Below are 22,668 nucleotides of genomic sequence, written 5' to 3' on the forward strand. Positions count from 1 at the left end.
AAAAAACACAAGGAAAATTAATTTCCTTGTGTTTTTTTTAGAATTAATTTGCTTTATATTCAGCGGCTTTTAAAAGTAAATCAACTATGTGTACAACTTCCATATGTTCTGATTGATTCTCTCGATCTACACCTAGCTTCATTTGTAATAAGCATCCAGGGTTAGCAGTTACAATTGTAGTAGCTTGTGTTTTTGTTGCTTGTTTCATCTTGTAATCTAGTATTTGCATTGACATTTCGGATTCGACGATATTATAAATACCAGCTGAGCCGCAGCAACGATCTGCATCTTTCATTTCGTGATAATATATATTTTGAATTGACTTCAATAATGTTCTTGGAGCAGAAGCGGTTTTCATGACATTTCTTAAATGGCATGAATCCTGATACGTAATAATTTGTTCTGGTAAACTTAATTTCACTTTGTTATGAAACTCAACTTCTACTAGAATTTCTGATATATCTTTTAGTTTATTTTTAAACGCAAGAGCTCGATCTTTCCAATTTGGATCATCTTTAAGAAGATGATCATAGTCAATTAGGAAACCACCACAGCCACCTGCATTTGTAATGATATAATCTACTCCGAGATTTTCGAAGGCTTCGATGTTTTTCTTTGCCATATCTTTTGCAATGGACTTTTCACCACTATGACCATGTAATGCACCACAACACGCCTGGTCTTTTGGTATGACAATTTCACAACCAGCTAATTGTAAAAGCTTCATCGTTGCATTGTTTGTTTCTAAGAACATTGTATCCATTAAACATCCAGAGAAAAATGCAACCTTCTTTACTTTTTCTTTTAATGGTGGCAAATAGTCAGGGCGTGACTTCATTTGTTTCATAGTAGGGACCTTTGGTAAAACCTTTTCCATTGCAGATAAATTGTTTGGGATCAACTTCATAATACCAGCTTTTCTTGCTACGACTTGAAGGCCTGTTCGTTGATATAAACCTAATAAACCAACTGCAAGTCTCATACGTTTTTGATGCGGGAAAAGTTCTTTAAATACAACTTTACGAACAGCTCGTGCAGGGAGTGAATGTTTTTTGTGTTGAGCAATAATATCTCTAGCTTCTTCTAGTAGATGACCGTATTTCACACCAGAAGGGCAAACAGGCTCACATGCACGGCATCCAAGACAAAGCTCAAGTGTACGTTCCACATCTTCATCTGGTTCAATTAATCCATCCGTTACTGCTTTCATTAAAGCGATGCGACCACGTGGTGAGTGTGATTCTTTTTGACCGGATTCAATATATGTTGGACAGCTCGGTAAACAAAAACCGCATCGCATACAGTTTAAAAGCTCGTCTTCGTTCATACGCTCTTTAAATTGTTGTCCGATAGCTTGTTGTTCTTGAAGTGTTGTCATTTTGACACCACCATTCTTTTACGACTGTCTTTTGCAAAGACTTTGCCTGGGTTCATAATATGATTCGGATCTAAAGCTGATTTGACAGCGAGCATTGCGTTAATGCCTTCTTTACCAAGCTTTAATTCTAGATAAGGAGCTTTTACGATTCCAACACCGTGTTCACCTGTAATCGTGCCACCTAGTTCAATTGCTTTTTCAAATATCTCTGCAAATGCCATTTCTACTCGTTCCATTTCTTCGTGATTACGAGCATCCGTAGGACAAGTAGGGTGTAGATTTCCATCTCCTGCATGACCGAATGTACAAATTTTTACATTATGTTTCTCAGCAATCACATTAATTGCAGAGACCATTTCAGCAATTTTAGAACGAGGGACAGTCGCATCCTCTAAAATTGTTGTTGGTCTTAATTGTGCAAGAGCTGAAAGAGCAGAGCGTCTAGCCGTACGTAATGCTACTGCTTCTTCTTCGGACTTAGCTACGCTAACTGAAATACATTTTTCTTGCTGACAAATTGATTTTATTAATTCGATATCTCTGTTTACAACTTCACTAGGACCATCTTGTTCAATTAATAAGACAGCTTTTACATCGGTTGGTAGCCCAATCTGCGCAAAGTTTTCAACAACTTCTAGTGTAGGTTGATCCATAAATTCTAGGGAAGTAGGAATAATTTTATTAGCGATAATTTTAGAAACCGTTTTGGCTGCATCTTCCAAGCTATCATATAATGCAAGCATTGTTTTTTTCGTTTCTGGCATCGGAATAAGCTTTAATGTAGCCTCGGTAATAATACCTAAAGTTCCTTCAGAACCAACAAATAAACGAGTAAAATCATATCCAGCAACATCTTTTGCTAGCTTTCCACCAGTTCGAATGATGTCTCCGTTTGCTAATACGATTTCAAGTGCGATTACATAATCACGTGTTACACCATATTTTAATCCACGTAAACCACCTGAATTTTCATTAATATTTCCACCAATTGTAGAAATTTTCATTGAGCTTGGATCTGGTGGATAAAATAAACCTTTTTCTTCGATTGTATTGATCATATCAAGAGTCACTAAACCAGGTTGAACTGTAATTGTTAAGTTTTCTTCATCTATCTCGAGAATATTGTTTAAGTGTTTAAATAAGATCACGATACCGCCATCTGTTGGACAAGTACCACCGCATAAATTCGTTCCAGAACCTCTAGGAACGATTGGAATGTGGTTTTCGTTACATATTTTAACGATTTCGGATACTTCTTTAGTAGAACGAGGACTAATGACTGCATCCGGAAGAGCTTGCAAATTTGGTGTAGCATCGTAAGAATATACGAGTCTCTCTACTTTTGAATCATCATAATTTTCTTTTCCAACAATTGCTATGAAACTTTGTGCAATGTCATTTGTAATCATAAATAAATTCCCCCCATTATCTTAATTCAAGTATAAAGAGTAAATAGATGAATTTACTATAGAGGAACATACAGAAAAAACACCATTTATCGGTGTTTTTTTGTAGAATCATCTAGTAGGTATGTTCCGATATACAATTTAACTAAATCTTGGATATCTTTTGGATTCAATTTCGTTAATTCAGTAATTTTACCTAGGCGATATAGAAGTGTGTTTATATGAATATGTAAGGATTGTGCGGTATTTTTAAGAGATTGATTTTGATTTAAATACTCTTTGATTGTAATAAATAAATCTTCTTCACTTAATAAAGGTGCAATTGTCCGTTCTATAAATGTTTTCTTAATCTCTTGTGAAAGTTCCTGCAGAATTAAATCAATTGTTAAATCTTCATCAAAAATAATTGAACTTGATTTTAATGCAACTTTTAATGCTCGATCCGCTTGATGATATGATTGATGCAATTGTTTTGGAGAGATTTGTTGCCCAACGCCTGCAGAAATGGGTGAGTTTAATCGACTTTTTATGATCTCATATAAATCATGTATTCTTTGTAGTATATGAATATCTTTATTCGTATCGTCAACTTTCATCAAAAATACAATTCGATTATTGCCCCAACGAACAAATACGTCATCTTTATTACGATTCGCCAAATCAATTATTAGTTGTCTTGTATCGATTGGGACCATTTTGGTATTTTCCCATTCAAAAATAATAACCTGCCTAATATAATTTAAATCGATATTTAGCATAGTAGAACGTTCATAAAAATAATCATCCCACTCAATATCTTGAATCCAATCAAATACAAACGCTTCAAGCGTTCTTTGTTGCAAATCAATTTGATCTGTATAATAGTTTTCTCTAATCAATAATTCTGTCATTCTACGAAGCATTTCTCCAAAAGGGGAAATTTGCTCTGGATTTCCTGTAATGCCAATTACTCCGACTATTTCATTTTGAAAATAAATAGGAAGATTAATTCCAGCCTTCACACCATTTAAACGATTTTCATCATCAGATGTGATTGTGAATGTTTTTCTTTCATTAATTGCAATTAATGAGCCTTCATGAAATGTGCCAGTTCGTGCTGGGTCTGTACTTGCTATTATGATGCCATCTGTATTAATAATAATGATATCTTCATGTATTAACTTTCTAACTTCATTAATAATCTTTAGTGCCAACTCATCAAGTACCATGTCAAACTCCCTTAAAAATTGTTACTATTAGTATAATGTAAAATGTCTTATTTCTACTATATAGTCTTAAAGTAGTTTGTGAAAAAGTGAAAAAAGTTATGAACTTAGAGCCAATAGGCTAAAAATAGGATATGTAATAAAAAAGTGGTAAAGTGTTAAGAGCAGGAAGTAAAAAAGATAAGTACTTTAAAATCTTAACGTTAAAGACAAAATAGTACATACATAGAGTTAGATAAAGGAGCAAGAGATGAACAATTATAAATTAGTCATTCAATATGATGGAGGCCGTTATAAAGGCTGGCAAAGGCTTGGTAATGGTGAAAATACAATTCAAGGTAAAATTGAGAATGTACTATCAGAAATGGTAGGAAGAGAAATTGAAATTATTGGAAGTAGTCGAACTGATGCAGGTGTACACGCATTTGAACAGGTTGCTAATTTTAAAATAAAAGAGAACCTGCCTGAAATCGAAATTAAAAGTTATTTAAATCGTTATTTACCTAGAGATATTAGTATAAAGGAAGTTTCGATTGAATCTGACCGTTTCCATTCAAGATATAATACTAGTTCAAAAACGTATATATATAAAATTTGGAATGAGGAATATACGAATCCATTTATGCGCAAATATAGTATGCATGTAGAAGAGAAACTAGATCTTAAAAAAATGAAGGCTGCAGCCAAGTACTTTTTAGGTGAACATGATTTTACAGCGTTCTCAAATGCCAAATCTAAAAAGAAGTCGATGGTACGAGAAATCTACTCGATTGATTTTGAAAAGATAGACGGATTTCTTCAAATAAGAATAAGCGGAAATGGTTTCCTATACAATATGGTAAGAAAAATCGTAGGAACACTAATTGAAGTTGGAGCAGGTAGACTACAAGCTGAAAATATATCAAAAATAATTGACTTAAAGGATCGTGCTCAAGTGAGTAATCTTGCAGATCCGGGTGGGTTATATTTGGAGAAAATAGAATTTAAGTCTTAATTTAACTATAAAAGCATTGGAATATATGGATTCCAATGCTTTTTTTACTTATGTTCGTTAGCATTTTTCTTGTTATCTACTACCAAACAAGCTCTTTCTTTAAATAAAATCATAAGGAAAAATCCAATAAGCATTAAGATTAGCATGAAAAAAACTGAATGATTCCACGTTGTCTGCTCGCCTTTAATTAGCTGCATTGCTCCAATTACAATAACAGCTCCTAAATTCCCTGCCATTAAAAGTAGTCCTGTAGCTTCACCGGAAACTTTGTCACCAACTAGCTCTTCTGTAGCAGACAATAGCAAAGCAAAGGCTGGTAAAAATATGAATCCAAGTACACTGCCTATTACAATTAGAACAGTAAAATTCCTTGAAGTACAAACAGGATAGATTAATAGTAGGGAGCCGATTATAGTGACTAATAAGAAGGGCTTTCTTTTACCAATTTTATCTGAAAACAGCGGGATAACGATCGAACCAATAATGCCACCGACTATTACCGTGCCTCCTATAATTCCGGCTTGTTCTGATGAAATTCCGTACGGTTTTAAGATTTGTTCAAGCCAGGATGTTAGTCCATTAAAGACTCCTAAGCCTAGAAAGGAAACAATGTTTAGTAGTAAAAGATTTTTGTTTTTCAATAATTTAAATGTAGTACTAAAACTTCCTGAAGTACTGGAATTTCGGTTGAAATCTGAATTATGATGACCGATGAAGTAAAAGACGAGTGTTGCAAGTATAGTTATAATTGCCATGATGACTAATGTGGCTTGGAATCCAAACAGATCTACAAGAAGCGGTGTCCCTGCTAAGGCTACTGCCATACCGACGAACATACCGACTGTACCTATGCCAGTGGCGGTAGCTTGTTTATTTTTCGGAAACCAATCAACTACTAAACTTGATATTGCATTTAAAATATAAGGTTGGCCAATCGCAATTCCTATTTGACCAATTAGTAAAAACGAGAAGCTAGAATCAAAAATTCTAATAGTAGAAAAAACTGACATGAAAATGCCACCTAGTAAAATGCTAAATCGATAGCCAGCTCGATCTATTACTTTACCTGAATGAATAGAAAATACGATATAAATTAATGGAAATACAATTAATAACCGATTAATATCTGATTCTGAAACTTCATAATGCGATTTTAAATATGAAATTAGAGGTGCAAAATTTAACCAAAGCATTTGACTAATTCCAGCAAGTACAGCAAACGAAAGTAAGACATACCAGTTTGATGAATGCTTAATAGCTTTAGTGGAATACATTCTAACACTTCCCCAATTTATATTCTAAAAAAAAGCGATTTAATAGAATATATGTTACTTTGCTAATTAATAACTACTTGTTAACAAAATTGAATAAGGGATATTTAACTATTTTTTTCAAATGAATAAACCTCTAAAAGTAGTTTGTTGATTTTCTACTTTTAGAGGTTATTAAATTAACTAGTTATTACTTTCTAAGTAATCTATTGCCTTTTTTAGACGATTTAATCCCTCAATAATCTTAGGCTTTGGGCAGCCGATATTCATACGGATAAATCCTTTACCAACTTCACCATAGGTCTCACCGGGCATGATGGCAACTTTTGCATGATGAACAAGTGCATGTTGTAATTGCTCGCTAGAAAAAGGTAGCCTGGAAATATCAATCCATGCTAGGTATGTTGATTCTGGCACTGTAAATTTAAGATTCGGAAGTTGTTCGTTAATAAAGTCTTCTACTGTTTTTAAATTATCATGAATATATTCGGTCAATTCATCAACCCACTCTTCACAAGTTTTGTAGGCTTCAATTGTCGCTAACGTCCCAAAAATACTTGCGGATGAAAGGCCATCTCGATTTTTCAATGATAAAAGAAAAGCTTGTTTTATCGTTTCATTAGGTAAAATCATATATGATCCACCTAGTCCAGGAGTGTTAAACGTTTTACTCGCGGAAGTGCATATACACACATTTCTCAAGTCACTGCCAGTGGTTATAATCGGACTATGGGAATAAGGATCATGTACAACATCCATATGAATTTCATCTGAAATAATAAATACATTATGTTTATTACATAAGCCATCAATTATATCTAATTCATGTTTTGTCCAAACACGTCCTGTAGGGTTATGCGGGCTACAAAGTAGAAGGACCTTGGCACGCTCGTGAGATAGTTTCTGTTCTAAATCTTCAAAGTTGATTCGGTACTTACCATTTTCGTAGATTAATTGATTGTCAGAAATGAAACGATTGTTATCTTGAATGACTTTAAAGAAAGCGTCATAAGCCGGAGTCTGGATAACGACATGATCACCTTCATTCGTCAAGTATTCGATTAGTTTTGAAATTGAATAAATGACACTTGGACTATAAACAATCCAATCTTCTTTTATTTCACAAGAGAATCGGTTACGAAACCAATCTATAATTGCTTCTTTAAATTCAGTATGATTCCATCGCGTATAGCCAAATATACCGTGTTTCATTCTTTTTTCTATAGCGTGTATTACTTCATCGGGACTTTGAAAGTCAGTATCTGAAATCGAGAATGGTAGTAAATCTGGCACTCCAAATCGATCTTCAATATAGTCCCACTGTGTACAATAAGTACCGGTCCGATCAAATATCTGATCAAATTTGTATTTCATTTCGTACAACCCCAATTTATTTAAGATGATAATTTTTCTAATTGTGTTTTAAGAATACCAACTTGTGGACCAATAACGACTTGTAAATTGTGTTCGTCTAACTTTACAACACCAAGTGCACCACAATCCTTTAGAACTTTTTCATTAACTATATTCATATTATCTACAACAAGTCTTAATCTTGTAATGCAGTTATCTAGTGATTGAATGTTCTCTTTGCCACCTAAAGCAGTGAGAATTTTTAATGCTTGGGCATTTGTGCCTTTCACCAATGGTTCCTCACCTTGTTGATCATCAATTTTTTCTTCTCTACCAGGAGTTTTTAAATTAAATTTCAAAATTGCATATCTGAAAACTGAATAGTATACGGTAAACCAAATTGCCCCTATTACAGGTACAAGATACCACTTTGTTTTTACTCCTTGTAAAACGCCAAAGATAATAAAGTCTAATATTCCACCATCTGTGTTACCAATTGTTAAATGTAATAAAGCCATTACCATAAAACCTAGACCCGTTAAAATAACGTGGATGAAATATAAAGGTGGAGAAACGAACAAGAACAAGAATTCAATTGGCTCAGTGATACCGGTTACAAAAGTTGCAATAACACCAGAGATTAATAACCCCTTAATTTTATTACGATTTTCTGGACGGGCAGTATGATAAATCGCAAGCGCTACTGCAGGTAAACCAAACATGAATGTTGGCATTTTTCCTTGAGATAAGAATGCTGTCGCTGATGGACTGATCGGAGCACCGGCTTTTAATTGTGCATAGAAAATATTTAGAGCTCCTGAAACCGTTTGACCATTAACGACTTCAGTACCACCAGCCTCTGTGAATCGAATCATTGCAACTAAAATATGGTGAAGACCAAATGGAAGTAGTAAACGCTCACCAGCACCGAATAAAAATGGCCCGAAAACGCCAGATTTTTGAATTAAACTTCCGATTCCTGTAATAGCAATTGCGAAAATCGGCCAGATCATCGGAATGATGATCCCAACAACTGATAATGCAAGTGTCGTTATGATTGGAACAAAGCGAGCACCACCAAAAAATGCAAATGCATCTGGAAGTTTAATACTATAAAAGCGGTTGTGCAATAAATAGACAATAATACCAGCGATGATACCGCCTAATACGCCCATTTCAATTGTTTGTATACCCATAACCATACCTTGACCAGCTTGGCGCATTTTATCTACCGCTACTAATTGATTTGTTTCTGTTAAATAAAAATTAATCGATAAGTGCATGATGACGTAACCAACAAATCCCGAGAAAGCAGCGACACCTTTTTCATATCGTACAAGTCCAAACGGAATTGCCATTGCAAATAAAACTGGTAAGTATGAAAATGCAAATCCACCAATAGTGGACATAAAGCTAAAAATAACTTGGAGTACGGAGTTTCCTAAAAATGGGAATGTCTCGATAGTTGTCGGACTAGTAAATGAGCTTCCGATCCCTAATATAAGACCCATAAAGGCTAATAATGCTACAGGCACCATAAAGGTCTTACCTAGCCCTTGAAAAAATTCCCAAAGTTGTGATTTAACGGACTTCTTCTTTGCCATGTTTTTAGCTCCTTCGTTTTTTATTATGTCTTAAGAATACTCACGGCAAAATTGTTTAACAACCGTTTGAGGTGTTTATGTAAGCGTGTACATTTTTTGTATATTGCTTACTTTAAGTAGCTTAATAAGTTCATAAAGAAAAAGAGTCAGTAGTGGTCTGGTAATTGACGACTTCTGTCTCTTTTAAATACCTAACATATTTTCATTTCGTTTAAATAGGCAATAATAATGAAATCTAGTACCATACTTAATGGAAACCTTGATGTCATATCAAGCTCACCAAAGTATGTGCTTGTAATATAAGCTTGAAGAGATAGATTAACTTCTTTTTGTAAACGATTTGAGTGGCTGCCAGTTATGGCGATCGTTTTAACATTCCGTTTCTTTAAAATATGGGCAAATTCTAACATATGTAAAGTCTCCCCACTAAATGAAACTAGTATGGCCAAATCATTTTCAGTTAAACTATTTGCAGCACTACGTAGCTCGTCCCAATCAGTTCGCGCATTACATAACTTTCCTGCAAACATGAGTTTTCTAGAAGCGTCGACACAAGCGGGAAGGGAGTTACCAACTCCGAATATTTCTACATGTGTACTTTGCTTTAGATAATTAGCAGCTAGTTTAATCTTTTCTTCATCAATATATTCCAATGTTTTTTCCATTTCTTCTTTCATTCTCTCTATATGAGTATTAAGTAGATAGGAGGTAGAGGAAACTGGACTTTGAACTTTATTTGTTTCCATTGAAAGGGTATATTTTAAATCTTGAAACCCACGAAAGCCTAATTGCTGGCATGTTCTACTAATTGTTGCTGTAGATACATAAAGCTCTTTTGATAATTCATCAAGATTCAGCTTCGTAATATAATCCGTATTTTGTAAAATATAATCCAATACTTGTTTTTCAAGCTGGCTAAGTTTTTCTCTATTTTGTGATAATCGTTTTAATAGTATTTGCATAAAATTTCACCTACTTTTAGAGAACTAGAAATATACTTTATTATATAGTAAATATTCTGAATGAAAAGAAATATAGAGTTAGGAGCAAGATGAGAGATTTCTCAAATGAGGAAGTGTAGTAGAAATATGTAAAAAAAGGAAATGAATCCTATTAACAGGGTTCATTTCCTTTTTTTATCTATAATTTAAAATTCACCAGTACCGTGATTAAACATCCAATGAATGCCGAATTTATCTGTTAGGCTACCATAAGCTTTACTCCAAAATGTTTCTTGAAGTTCCATTTCTACTTTACCGCCATCACTTAATTTAGTAAAGACAGATCTAAGTTCTTCTAAGTCCTCACTTAAAAAAGATAAATGAATATTATTACCTTGGTTAAAAGGGAAACCAGGGAAAGTATCAGAGAACATAACATTGCTACCGCTAATGTTCAGTCTAGTATGCATAACTAAATTTTTCGCTTCTTCAGGTAGTGGGTATTCTGGATTTGGGGGTGCTTCACCGAAAGTCATAATTTTTGGTGTTTCTGTGTTAAATACAGACGCATAGAATTCAACTGCTTCACGTGTATTACCATTAAAATTTAAATAAACATCGATTGGCATTTTTTTCACTCCTAATGTTATGTATTAAGACTTTAAAAGCCTACAAATCCATTCTATCCAAAAAAAGGTAATTTAACAAACTAAGAATTGTAAATTGTATGAAAAATTCTGATTTTTTTGAGATGGGAAATTGTATTAATCGTTAGGGGAGGAATTAAAAATGGGAAATGGCAAATAAATTCGTGTAATCACAATTAAAAATGGGAAATGGCAAATAAATTCGTGTAATCGCAATTAAAAATGGGAAATGGCAAATAAATTCGTGTAATCGCAATTAAAAATGGGAAATGGCAATTAAAATCTTGGAACCGCAAATAAACAGCAATTAAAACAAAAGCATAACCAATAAGTACATCCAAAACAATCAAAGTGCATCTGATACCATTGAAATACTTCCTATATTGAAGTATTTTTTTCTGAAATCTACTTCATTGATAAGCTAAAAACAATTTTTACACAAAAATGCTTCATTATCTATCAACTTACCAAACCTTCCAATGTTCAGGTGGAAAATAAGTAGAAGTTTGTCGTAAAGATGGTAAAATCTGATTGTTCAGATTACTTTCAATAGCATATTTTTACCTATTCATAAAATAATAGACCCCAATTGAAAATGGCAAAATGCTTTTTTTATCTAATACAAACTAATATAACTCCAATTTGTCATAACCTAATTAATACAATTTTCACAAGTTAATAAAATTTTTTCGAACATCCTCGACTGAATATGTCAAAATCCACTTTTTTTCTACTTGAATTCTTTAAGTTCTCTCCAAATTGAATATGCCAAAAGTCCGGTTGAATAACCCAATATGATTATAGGGGCAACGTAATTAAAATTAAACTAGTATCAAGTTTCTTAGTAAAGCATTAGCAATTAATTAAATCAGTTTGGTTGAATCTATTTTTAATAGATTCAGAACATTAAAGTTTACTGTAGAGGAGATTAAAGATGAAAAAGAAAAAAAGCTTTCCTTACAAAGTCCTTGCAACGACAACTTTAGCTTCAATGTTATTTACATCAACTGGATTTGCTGAAGGAACAAATGAAAATCAAGTGCCGGCTCCAAGTTTAGATGAGATTGCAAAGCAGGGTCAAAAGATTTTTGCTGAAGAACAAAAACAAACTGGGGAAGAAGCTGTAGACCCATTCGGTTATAAGGGTTTAAATGATGCTCATGCTTATAAACCAAATGAAAAAGTTCGCGTAATCGTTGAGGTTGAACAACCAACAACTTCTGATGAATCTACTCAAACTAAAAAAGCGCGCTTTAAAGAAAAACAAGATCAAGTCATTTCAAAGATTTCAAAGGAAAGATCCGTACCTAAAATAAATCAACGCTTTTATGAAGGATTTAATGGTTTTAGTTTGGAGACAGAATATCGTAACTTAAAAGAAATTCAACAAACACCAGGCGTAACGAATGTACATATTGCAAGAAAGTTCCAACCTTCAATGGGAGCAAGTAAAGAATTAGTACAAGCTCAAAAAGTTTGGCAAAGTTACGGATATCACGGAGAAGGATTGTTAGTAGGAATTGTCGATACAGGTATTGACTATACACATAAAGACATGACAATCACTGATAAAGGGAAAGCAAAAGAAAAATGGAATCAAGATAACATTAAAAGTAAACTTGCAGAAACAAGTGTAGGAGATGTTTGGTATAGCGATAAAGTTCCAACAGGTTATGACTGGGCAGATCATGATACAGATGTTATTCCGCGTGTTGCCGGGAATGAGCATGGAATGCATGTTGCTGGTACAGTAGGTGCAAACGGAGATGAGTCTAATGATGGTGTGGAAGGTATTGCTCCAGGCGTTCAGTTATTAGCAGAAAAAGTATTCTCTGATAACGGAAACGGTGGTGCGTATGAAGATGATATCATAGCAGGTATCGAGCACGCTGTAACGATGGGCGCAGATGTTATTAATATGAGTTTAGGTACCGACTCAGGATTTGTTAGTGAAGAAGATGATCCAATTCAAAAAGTAATACGTGAAGCAACTGAGCAAGGTACGCTTGTAATCGTCGCGGGTGGAAACTCTGCTTATAGTACAAAAAATAATTTGCTACAATCTTCTTTAAAACCATATGCTGAAAATCCGGATATTGGTACAGTTGGGGAACCAGGTGTAAGTCCTTTTGCGATATCTGTGGCTTCATATGAAAATTCAAGTATACATATGAATACGCTAAAAGAGGAAAATGGGATACAGCTTCCATACCAAGACCAATCACAATATAACTTTAACCTATCAAAAGTATTATCACCATTAGAATCATATGAAATGGTATATGTTGGAGAAGGTAAAACGGCTGACTTCAAAAATATTCCTGACTTAACAGGAAAAATTGTTATAGCAAAACCAAATGAAAGATATGCTACTTACAATTATATTCAATCTGAAGCGAAGAAAAAGAACGCAAAAGCAATCATTCTTGTTCCAGCTGATGTAGATGTCGACTATCCATTAGTTTATTGGAGTCCTTATTTTAATGTTCAGGCAGCTACAACAAGTAAAGCGATAGGGAATGAATTAATTACTAAGTTAAAAAGTGGTTATGTTGTAAAAATGAAACCGTCTAAAGGGGTATATGTTGATAACCCAGATAAGAATACGATGTCATATTTTTCTTCCTATGGGGCTCCACATACATTAGACTTTAAACCTGAAATATCTGCACCAGGAGGAAATATTTACTCAACGATACCAGGTAATAGCTATGAGGTAATGAGTGGTACATCGATGGCATCACCACATGTTGCTGGTGGTTCGGCATTAGTATTACAATCACTATATGAAAAAGGATTAAAACATTCGGAAAGTACAGCTTTAAAAGCAAAAATTGCTTTAATGAATACTTCTAAACTAATTCAAGATCCTAGTACAAATAATGAAGTACCATATTCACCTCGTGTACAAGGTTCTGGACTAATGCAAATTCAAAACGCAATTAAAACACCTGTACTTGTGACAAGAGAGAAAACTCCACTTGAGCAAGCAGGAGCTGTTGCATTAAAAGAAGTTAATAATAATATTCACTTCAAATTAAATGCAGAAGCTCTTCAAAATCTGAATGTAAAAGATTTAGAGTATCAAGTGTATGTAGATGTATATACAGATGGCAGAGAAACAAAAGAATTTGACCTAGACAATGATGGGAAATTAGATTCAAAAGAATATTTAACATTAAAAAGTGAGCGTGTACAAGGTGCTAAGGCAACTGTAAATGGTGAAACAGTAACAAGCACAGTAGGAAAAACATTAAAAATTAAACCGGGACAAGAAAAAAATCTTGATGTTCAGATTCAACTTCCATCAAGCTTAAAAGACGGTTCATTTGTCGAGGGTTATGTACGTTTAGTTCCTTCTGGAAATAATAGCGATTCAGCAGTTCCGTTATCAGTTCCTTACATGGGGTATTATGGAAAATGGGATCAACCAAAAAACATTGATCCAGCAGCATATGAGAAAGATGCATTCTTAGGCTATACAACTCTTTGGAATGATGAAATAGGAGCAGAAGGGGTATTCCCATTAGGTTATGATCCAAGAACAGGAAGTTTTAATATGGATCGAATTGTAATGTCTCCTAATACTCCATTGAAAGAAGTATATCCATCATTTACAGTACTACGTAACTTAGCTAAAACTGAAATGTACGTAGAAAATGATAAAGGTGAATTACTACAATACTTAGGTGATTTTAGTGAATATACTGGTAAGCCATGGAAATTCCGTAAAAACATTATGTCTTTTAGAGACTATTTGAATACTGGATATGGTTGGGATTTGAAAGATCAAAATGGTCAAGTGGTGAAAGATGGCGTTTATAACTATGTAATCAAAACAACGCTTGATTATAATGGTGCTAAGCCACAAATCGTAAAACTTCCATTGCATATTGACTCAGTTGCTCCAGTTGTTTCGGATATAAAAGTAACACCTAAAAATGGACAATACGAAATCTCGTTCAAAGCGGATGATGCTGGAAGTGGCTTTAATGGTGCGATTGTTTGGTATAACGGCAAGTATAAGCCATTGGCTCAAGGTGAAACATCTACTCTAGTAAAAGAAGAACCTAAGAGTGTTGTAGTATTAGGATCAGACTATGCACTTAACCAAAGTTATACAGTTTGGGGAGATCCTTCTTATATTAACGATGGAATGCTTGTTAGCTATTTCAGTGTGTATCCAAATAAAAATGTAAATACAAAAACGCCTGCAGGAATCAATGCATTTGCAAATAACAATGTAAATTGGAAAGTTTATGTTAAAGATGCAAATGGTAATGTAATTGATTCAATGGATGTACAAGATAAAAATGAAATCCATTTAAAATGGACTCCAGAAGCAAGTGTTCCAAATGGTACGTATACAATATCTGCGGATGTATCTAGTAAAGATGGTTTTAAAGTATCAGTAAAACCACAAACAGTTACTGTACAGCAATAACGATAAAAAAAGTGTAGGAAGAATTTTTCCTACACTTTTTTATTTTTTATAAGTTTTTAAATGTAAAAAGTACTAAAAAACAACATTAATTTGGTTATTAATATGATTTTCTAAACATTTGGTTCATAATAGAGAATAATAGTATTTTGTATGTTTTTTAGCAGAAAGGTGTTTAGTAAATGAAACATTTAACAATCTTATCAAAAATTGAAAATTATATGGATCGATTTACGCAAGCCGAAAAGAAAATCGCTGTTTATATAATGGAGCATGCTGAAATTGTCCCCAACTTAACGACTAAAGATATTTCTAACAATACTGGAGCTAGTGAAGCAAGTGTTGTTAGATTTTGTAAAACAATTGGAATTGGTAGTTTTAAAGCCTTTAAAATAGCATTAGTTCGAGATTTGACTGTAGCTGAAATGAATATTAATGATTTTTCTGTAATGGATAAGAAAGACACACCGTATGATTTATTTAATAAAGTAACTTATGTAAATAAAGCGGCTATTGAAGCGACGGTATCAACTCTAGATAAAAGAGAATTAGATAAAGCAACCGAAGAAATTGTAAAAGCTAAGAAAATTATATTTTATGGAGTAGGCGGTTCAGCCGTATCAGCTATGGACGGAGCATATAAATTTGGGAAAATTGGCTACCATGCGATTATGTCCCCTGACTTCCATATGGTGATCACTTTAGTAGGTCATATGGAAGAAGGCGATATTTTTGTAGCTGTTTCTAATTCTGGGAAAACTAAGGATGTATTAGAGCTTGCTCGCTTTGCTAAGAAAAAGGGAGCAACGATCATTGCGATTACAAAGCTTGGCAAGTCTCCGTTATTTAAGGAAGCTGATATCAAGCTTTGCACACCTGATATGGAACAAGATATTCGAATAGGAAGTATAGCCTCTAAAATGGCACAACAAAATATAATCGATTCATTATATGTCATATGCTTTAATCGAATCGGTAATAAAGTATCTAGTAAACTTCATGAGTATAGTGAAGAAGCAGGAAAATTAAGAAGGTAATCTGAATCTAGTCAAGGAAGATAGGTAAAAAAAATTTACTTATCTTCTTTTTTGTTATAGTGATAAGGAAAAAAATGTCAAAATTTGAAAAGAGAAATTTACATTAAATAGTTACAATTACATGTATTATTTTTAAATTTTATATTTTAATTCAATTTTAATAATTCTAAAGTGCTAATTATAAAAACTAGTTAAAAAGATTAATATAAGACTAAAGATAGATGTTATAAAAAAGCAAGTTATAAAAACTGACGAAATTCGACGTACTTTTATGTGGTAAAGTAAAAAAAAAGTAAAAATATTATGAATTTTGTAAGTATTTGATGAATAAAACCCTCTATAATCCTAAGAATTTTTAGAATATTATTAAAATGTACTTTGAAAATTATTAAGGGGGGCTTATTTTGAACAAGTTTGTAGTAACTAGTTTTGCATCAGTAATGGTTGCCGGAACTTTATTTTCTGGGATTCCATTAAAAACAGCATCATCTGAAAGCTTAAGTAAAGTACATAGTGCATTAGCTAAGCATTCAAAAAGTTCTTTAGATTTATCGTTAGTTAATGACGAAAAGTTATTAGATGCATTAATTAAACGTGGTGTAGTTTCTGCTAATGCTTCTGAAGCACAGAAACAAGCTGCATTACAAAGTTATTTAGCGGTTAAAGGTCAAGCGGATCCAGTAACAGACAAAGATCCAATTGCTAGCAAAGTAAAAAAAGCAGATGCTGCTAAACACGGTGAATTTAAAGACTTCAATAATGGCCTATTACACGGAAACGGTAAGAAAAATGGTCAATTAAAAGGTACTCCTGATCCAGTTCAAGAGTCAGCTTCACCAGGTATTCAAAAGAAGGGTAAACTTTTAACATTAATGGTAGAGTTCTCTGATCTTCCTCATAACAATATTAAGAAGAATGAAACAGACAACTGGTACCCAGATTTTACTCAACAACACTATGAAGATATGATTTTTGGTAAAAATGGTGTGAAAGGTCCAAATGGAGAAAATTTCCTTTCACAAAAACAATATTATGAACAACAATCTGGTGGAACTTATACAGTTGATGGTAAAGCATATGGCTGGTTAAAAGTACCAGGAACTGCAGCATATTACGGAAAAGATTCTAAAACTGGACATGATAACGTAACACCAGGTGGATCAAAACAATTAGTAATTGATGCTTATGCTGCTGCAAAAGCTGCAGGAGTTCCTTTACAAGATTACGATTTAGAAGATCCACATGATTTAGATGGAGACGGTAACTACTGGGAGCCAGATGGTTTAGTTGATCACCTTCAAATCATCCACTCAGGTATGGGACAAGAAGCTGGCGGTGGAGCACAAGGAGACAATGCAATTTGGTCTCACCGTTCTGCTAAATTTGTAGATCCAGATGGACTTGGTAGTGGCTTACCAGGATTCTATGACTATACAATGATGCCAGAAGACGGTGCAACAGGTGTATTTGCACACGAATATGGTCATGATTTAGGATTACCAGATGAGTATGATACAATTTACTCTGGTGCTGGTGAAGCTGTTGAATATTGGTCAATCATGTCAGCTGGTTCTTGGGCAGGAACAATTCCTGGAACAGAGCCAACAGGTTTCTCTCCTTGGGCAAAATCATATTTCCAATCAACTTTAGGTGGAAAATGGACTAACCCAACTGTAGTAAATTGGGAAGATGTATCGACAAAAGGTACTCAATTCTTATTAGATCAAGCAAATTCACCACTTGGCCAAAACAACCAAGCTGTTCAAGTGAATTTACCAAAAAAAGTTTTACCAGTCAATAAACCGGCTGCTGGCACTTATGAATACTGGGGTGGACAAGCAGACGAAATGGATAACAGCATGGTAACGAATGTAGATTTAACAGGAAAATCTTCAGCAACTTTAACTTTTGACGCTTGGTACGATATGGAAGAACAATGGGATTTCGCATTTGTTCAAGTTTCAACTGATAATGGTGCAACTTGGAAATCATTAGGAAACACTCACACTAGAAGTGATGTTGTAGCTGAAGGATATCCAACAATCTTAAATTCAATGCCTGGTTTCACTGGAAAATCAAATGGATGGGAAGCACAAAGCTTTGATTTATCAGCATATAAAGGTAAGAAAATTCAGCTTCGCTTACGTTCTGCAACTGACTGGGGTACTTCAAATATTGGATTCTTTGCTGATAATATTAAAGTAGTAGCAGATGGTGCAACAATTGTTGATGATGGTGCTGAAAATGCAACTTCTCCTTTCACATTAAAAGGATTTTCAAAATTCGATGGAAATAAATATGCAAATCATTACTACTTATTAGAGTGGCGTAACCATAAAGGTGCTGACGAAGGTTTAGCTCATATTAAACGCGGAAACTCTTTAATGAGCTACGATGGCGGTTTAGTAGTATGGTATGTTGATGATAGCTTTACAGAAAACTGGTCAGGTATTCACCCAGGTGATGGATTCTTAGGTGTTGTTGATGCTCACGACGATACAAATTTATTATGGAACTATGGCGCTGAAGCAAGTTCTCGTTTCCATGTAGCGGATGCAGCATTCGGATTAAATCCGACATCAGGTTATAACATTGCTTATTCTACAGGAGAAAAACTAAATTCTCCAAGTCAAGAAGGTATCTCTTTATTTAATGATAGCAAAGACTATAATAATGCATTCTTACCAGATGCTGGTCGTAACATCGGACACTATGGTTTAAAAGTTCGTGTTAATGGTCAATCTACTGACAAATCAGTTGGATCAATCGTAGTTTATAAATAATAATGAACTTAAGAAAGGCAACTTAATGTTGTCTTTCTTTTTTGTTTTTAAGTGATTAATAGGAAACCACTAGACAAACTAAGAATATATTACTTTAATATGAAATATAATTTCGTGTATATAATGGATTGTGTTGACTTTTTATTTCGAAAGTTTAAAATGATAACCAAATAGTATAAATCTAATAGTAGGAAGTAGGAAAGACTATGCTAGGTATATCAATCTATTTATCTGAAAAAAATATTGAGAAGAATAAAAAATATATCGAAATAGCTAAAAAAAATGGATTTCATTCAATATTTACGTCATTACACATACCAGAGGATGACCCTTCGACTTATAAAACACTTCTTCAATTACTTGGTAAAGATGCGATGAAAAATGGAATGGAGCTTATGGCAGATATTTCAGCAAAGTCACTTACACATTTAGGGTTAGATTACTCAAACGTCAGCGAATTACAAAAATGGGGTGTTACTGGACTACGAGTAGATTACGGATTAGATGAAAAACAAATAGCAGATCTTTCTAAAGAAATGAAAATTGCTCTTAATGCTAGTACACTTACGCCTGCATTTTTAGATGAATTGCTGAAATACGGATTACAAACTAAAAATGTAGAGGCTTGGCATAATTTTTATCCCCGCCCAGAAACCGGATTAGCAACAACTTATTTAATCGAAAAAAACAAATGGTTAAAAAACTCTGGTATTTCAACAATGGCATTTATTCCAGGAAATGATGAAATGAGAGGACCACTATTTAAAGGACTCCCAACATTAGAAAAACATCGTGGAATTAATCCTCTGCTAGCTTACTTAGACCTAACTCAAAACTGTTACATTGATAAAGTTTTAGTTGGTGATATTAGCATAAAAATAGATACGATGGAAGCTCTTTCAAAAACAAAGGATTTTATTGAATTAAGATATAGACCGTATACACAAGAGGAAGAAACCCTTTCCATTGTGGAGCAAGTCCACACCAATCGCGAAGACCCTGCACGCGATTGTATTCGATCAATGGAATCTAGATTATACGGTAGCTTTGGCGAGAAAAGTCTAAAACCAGTAAATACGATCATAAGAAACAGGGGTTCTATTACTATCGATAATGAATTATATGGCAGATATGGAGGAGAGCTACAAATTATGCTTACTAATCTACCAAGCGATGAGAAAGTAAATGTAATAGGGATTATTGAAGACGATCTATCGTTATTACAATATATTGGAGCGGGTAAGAAGTTTAAGTTAAAGCGTGTTTAAAACACGCTTCTTTTTGTATGGTTAGACTGAACTATTTAGAAACGGTATGATAAAGATACTTACAAAATATTAGTTCGAATGGTCGTGGAAAAATGGACGATAAGTATTATGATAACTTACTGAATATAAAAACAGAGGGAGAGCAAAAAGGATTTAATGAATCTTTTCATTATCATCGATATGAGCCAACACCTTATAGCGCTTTACAACAACTATTTAAACAATACATGCCCTCAAGCAATGACCGAATAGTTGATTTTGGATGCGGTAAAGGAAGATTAAATTTCTATATAAATAGTTTATTTAATGCTACTGTTGTTGGAATTGAAATGAATGAAAAATATTATAACCAGGCTGTTGAGAATAAAAAGAATTACATAAAGAAATCAAAGGTGAATGAAGACAAGATTCTGTTTTATTGCTGCTTGGCTGAAGATTATCAAATTAATCCATTAGATAATTGTTTCTATTTTTTTAATCCATTTTCAATCCAAATTTTTATGAATATCGTAAATAATATTTTAATTTCAGTTGAGCAAACAAAAAGAAATGTTGAAATCATTTTGTATTATAGTTCGGATGATTATATTTATTTTTTAGAAAACCAGACTGCTTTTGAATTAAAACAAGAGATTCTATTAGCAGATGCTTATATGAAAAATCAAAATGAAAGATTTTTAGTCTATCGTTTAAATTACTAATTTTATAAGATTCAAGGATTTATTGGTCTTTATATAGAATTTTTTTAAGTGTTTAAGAGTAAATTTAATAGTCGGAAGGAAGATTTCAATTTGAAAAACATTAATCCTTTTATAGAATCGTTTAAAAATACAAACAAACAATTAGTGGGTAATGGATTTAGAAATATTCAAGTACTAAGGGATGCTCTAAATGACTTCAATGGTAGTGAAGAAAGCGATCTTTATGGAGCAGGGAATTTTATTGAAGATTTTCAAGAAAAAATGGCAGAGTTTTTAGGTAAAGAATCATCAGTGTTTTTTCCTAGCGGAACAATGGCTCAGCAAATCGCATTAAGAATTTGGTGTGATCAAAAAGGAATTAATAAAGTTGCTTATCATCCTTTATCACATTTAGAAATTCATGAAGAAGATGGTTTGAAAAAACTACATAATATACAGCCTATTTTACTAGCAGATAAAAGTCGTGTTATTGAGTTAGAGGATGTTTTAGCAATGGATGAGGAAATCTCTTGTTTATTACTAGAATTACCACAACGAGAAATTGGTGGACAACTACCATCATATGAAACACTAGAATCAATTTCTTCATACTGCCGTGAAAAGGGAATTAAATTGCATTTAGATGGTGCTAGATTAATGGAAATTCTCCCATACTATAAGAAGACAGCTTCTGAATTATGTAGCTTATTTGATAGTGTTTATATGTCATTTTATAAAGGCATCGGGGGAGTAGCGGGAGCAATTCTTGCTGGTGACCGAGATTTTATCGGCGAATCGAAAGTTTGGAAAAGAAGACATGGAGGAGATTTAATTAGTCTTTATCCTTACATAATAAGTGCAAATTATTATTTTGATCAAAGAGCAAATAAGATGGGGCAATACTATGAAGATGCAGTAGAGTTAGCCAAATTCTTTAATAGTTGCCAAGCAATCAACACTGTACCAACTATTCCTGTTTCTAATATGTTTCATGTCCATTTTAATGCTCCGATTGAACAGGTTAAAATCATACTACAATCTATTCATGAAGAAACAAAAATTGGTATTACTGGTAACTTAAGACCAGTTAATGAGGAAGTTTGTTATTGCGAGATTAGTATTGGAGATTTATATTCAACAATCTCTAAAGAGGATCTTCACAGTATTTTTAACAAATTAAACGAAGAAATGAAATCACTATAAACCAAGATTGTTTAAGCAATGAATTTTTAATATAAATGAAAAGGGAGTTGACTTTAATGCAAAAAATTACAACGTTTTTAATGTTTGAAGGACAAGCAGAAGAAGCAATGAATTTTTATATGTCACTTTTTAACGATTCAGAGGTTGTGAATATTAAGCGTTATGGAGCAGATATGGGTGAGTTTGAAGGGAAAGTAATACATGCTACTTTCACATTAAACGGCCAACAATTTATGTGCATTGATAGTACCGTTAAACATAAATTTACGTTTACACCAGCTGTTTCATTATATGTGACTTGTGAAACAAATGAAGAAATTGAAAATGCATACAAACAATTAAGTCAAGACGGTGAAGTATTAATGCCTTTGCAATCATATCCATTCAGTGAAAAGTTTGTATGGGTGAATGATAAATATGGTGTATCTTGGCAATTAACCCTCGCAAAAAAATAATA

At 33.4% G+C, this 22,668-nt stretch carries 16 protein-coding genes; 8 read left to right on the forward strand and 8 right to left on the reverse strand.

Annotated elements, in window-relative coordinates; translation table 11 throughout:
* Positions 1-43: 43 nt before the first annotated feature.
* The 3 genes from BM319_RS13555 to BM319_RS13565 all read right to left on the reverse strand — a co-directional run bounded on the left by BM319_RS13555 (position 44) and on the right by BM319_RS13565 (position 3,992).
* A complete protein-coding gene (locus BM319_RS13555) occupies positions 44-1,378 on the reverse strand; it encodes a (Fe-S)-binding protein (RefSeq protein WP_091023156.1) in 1,335 nt (444 codons plus the stop codon).
* Entirely contained in the window at positions 1,375-2,787 is a 1,413-nt protein-coding gene (gene glcD, locus BM319_RS13560) for a glycolate oxidase subunit GlcD (RefSeq protein WP_069035287.1), read from the reverse strand. Before glcD ends, BM319_RS13555 begins: the two co-directional genes overlap by 4 nt.
* Positions 2,788-2,873: 86 nt before the next feature.
* Complete coding sequence (locus BM319_RS13565; RefSeq protein WP_069035286.1) at positions 2,874-3,992, reverse strand: CdaR family transcriptional regulator; 1,119 nt, start codon at positions 3,990-3,992, stop codon at positions 2,874-2,876.
* A gap of 247 nt (positions 3,993-4,239) precedes the next feature.
* Between BM319_RS13565 and truA the strand changes: the two genes are divergently transcribed.
* Positions 4,240-4,983, forward strand: coding sequence for a tRNA pseudouridine(38-40) synthase TruA (gene truA / locus BM319_RS13570; protein ID WP_091023158.1), 744 nt, complete (start codon positions 4,240-4,242; stop codon positions 4,981-4,983).
* Positions 4,984-5,027: 44 nt separating this feature from the next.
* On the opposite strand, the gene BM319_RS13575 is transcribed toward truA, so the two are convergent.
* The 5 genes from BM319_RS13575 to BM319_RS13595 all read right to left on the reverse strand — a co-directional run bounded on the left by BM319_RS13575 (position 5,028) and on the right by BM319_RS13595 (position 10,781).
* Positions 5,028-6,257 (reverse strand): MFS transporter, encoded by a 1,230-nt coding sequence (locus BM319_RS13575; RefSeq protein WP_091023161.1) that lies wholly within the window; start codon positions 6,255-6,257, stop codon positions 5,028-5,030.
* A gap of 180 nt (positions 6,258-6,437) precedes the next feature.
* Complete coding sequence (locus BM319_RS13580) at positions 6,438-7,628, reverse strand: MalY/PatB family protein (RefSeq protein ID WP_091023163.1); 1,191 nt, start codon at positions 7,626-7,628, stop codon at positions 6,438-6,440.
* A gap of 20 nt (positions 7,629-7,648) precedes the next feature.
* Positions 7,649-9,211: a maltose/glucose-specific PTS transporter subunit IIBC gene (gene malX, locus BM319_RS13585; RefSeq protein WP_069035282.1), complete on the reverse strand. Its 1,563-nt coding sequence runs from the start codon at positions 9,209-9,211 to the stop codon at positions 7,649-7,651.
* A gap of 191 nt (positions 9,212-9,402) precedes the next feature.
* Entirely contained in the window at positions 9,403-10,173 is a 771-nt protein-coding gene (locus BM319_RS13590; RefSeq protein WP_069035281.1) for a MurR/RpiR family transcriptional regulator, read from the reverse strand.
* Positions 10,174-10,358: 185 nt separating this feature from the next.
* Positions 10,359-10,781 (reverse strand): VOC family protein, encoded by a 423-nt coding sequence (locus BM319_RS13595; RefSeq protein ID WP_069035280.1) that lies wholly within the window; start codon positions 10,779-10,781, stop codon positions 10,359-10,361.
* Between the two features lie 952 nt (positions 10,782-11,733).
* Between BM319_RS13595 and BM319_RS13600 the strand changes: the two genes are divergently transcribed.
* The 7 genes from BM319_RS13600 (at position 11,734) to BM319_RS13630 (ending at position 22,666) form a co-directional block, all read left to right on the forward strand.
* Positions 11,734-15,243 carry a S8 family serine peptidase gene (locus tag BM319_RS13600; RefSeq protein WP_091023165.1) on the forward strand — a complete coding sequence of 1,170 codons (3,510 nt, stop codon included), beginning with the start codon at positions 11,734-11,736 and terminating at the stop codon, positions 15,241-15,243.
* 179 nt (positions 15,244-15,422) lie between these two features.
* The gene (locus tag BM319_RS13605) at positions 15,423-16,277 is read left to right on the forward strand and encodes a MurR/RpiR family transcriptional regulator (protein ID WP_069035278.1); all 855 of its coding nucleotides are present in this window, start codon (positions 15,423-15,425) and stop codon (positions 16,275-16,277) included.
* A gap of 404 nt (positions 16,278-16,681) precedes the next feature.
* On the forward strand, positions 16,682-19,060 hold the full coding sequence (locus tag BM319_RS13610; RefSeq protein ID WP_091023167.1) for an immune inhibitor A domain-containing protein: 2,379 nt from the start codon (positions 16,682-16,684) through the stop codon (positions 19,058-19,060).
* 206 nt (positions 19,061-19,266) lie between these two features.
* A complete protein-coding gene (locus BM319_RS13615; protein ID WP_069035276.1) occupies positions 19,267-20,328 on the forward strand; it encodes a DUF871 domain-containing protein in 1,062 nt (353 codons plus the stop codon).
* A gap of 92 nt (positions 20,329-20,420) precedes the next feature.
* A complete protein-coding gene (locus tag BM319_RS13620; protein ID WP_069035275.1) occupies positions 20,421-21,029 on the forward strand; it encodes a methyltransferase domain-containing protein in 609 nt (202 codons plus the stop codon).
* A gap of 90 nt (positions 21,030-21,119) precedes the next feature.
* A complete protein-coding gene (locus BM319_RS13625; protein ID WP_069035274.1) occupies positions 21,120-22,211 on the forward strand; it encodes a threonine aldolase family protein in 1,092 nt (363 codons plus the stop codon).
* Positions 22,212-22,267: 56 nt separating this feature from the next.
* Positions 22,268-22,666, forward strand: a complete 399-nt coding sequence (locus BM319_RS13630) for a VOC family protein (protein WP_069035273.1) — start codon at positions 22,268-22,270, stop codon at positions 22,664-22,666.
* The last annotated feature ends 2 nt before the right edge of the window (positions 22,667-22,668 follow it).

It is taken from the genome of Bacillus sp. UNCCL81, from assembly GCF_900112535.1.
In the GTDB taxonomy this organism is placed as follows: Bacteria; Bacillota; Bacilli; order Bacillales; family Bacillaceae_G; genus Gottfriedia; species Gottfriedia luciferensis_B.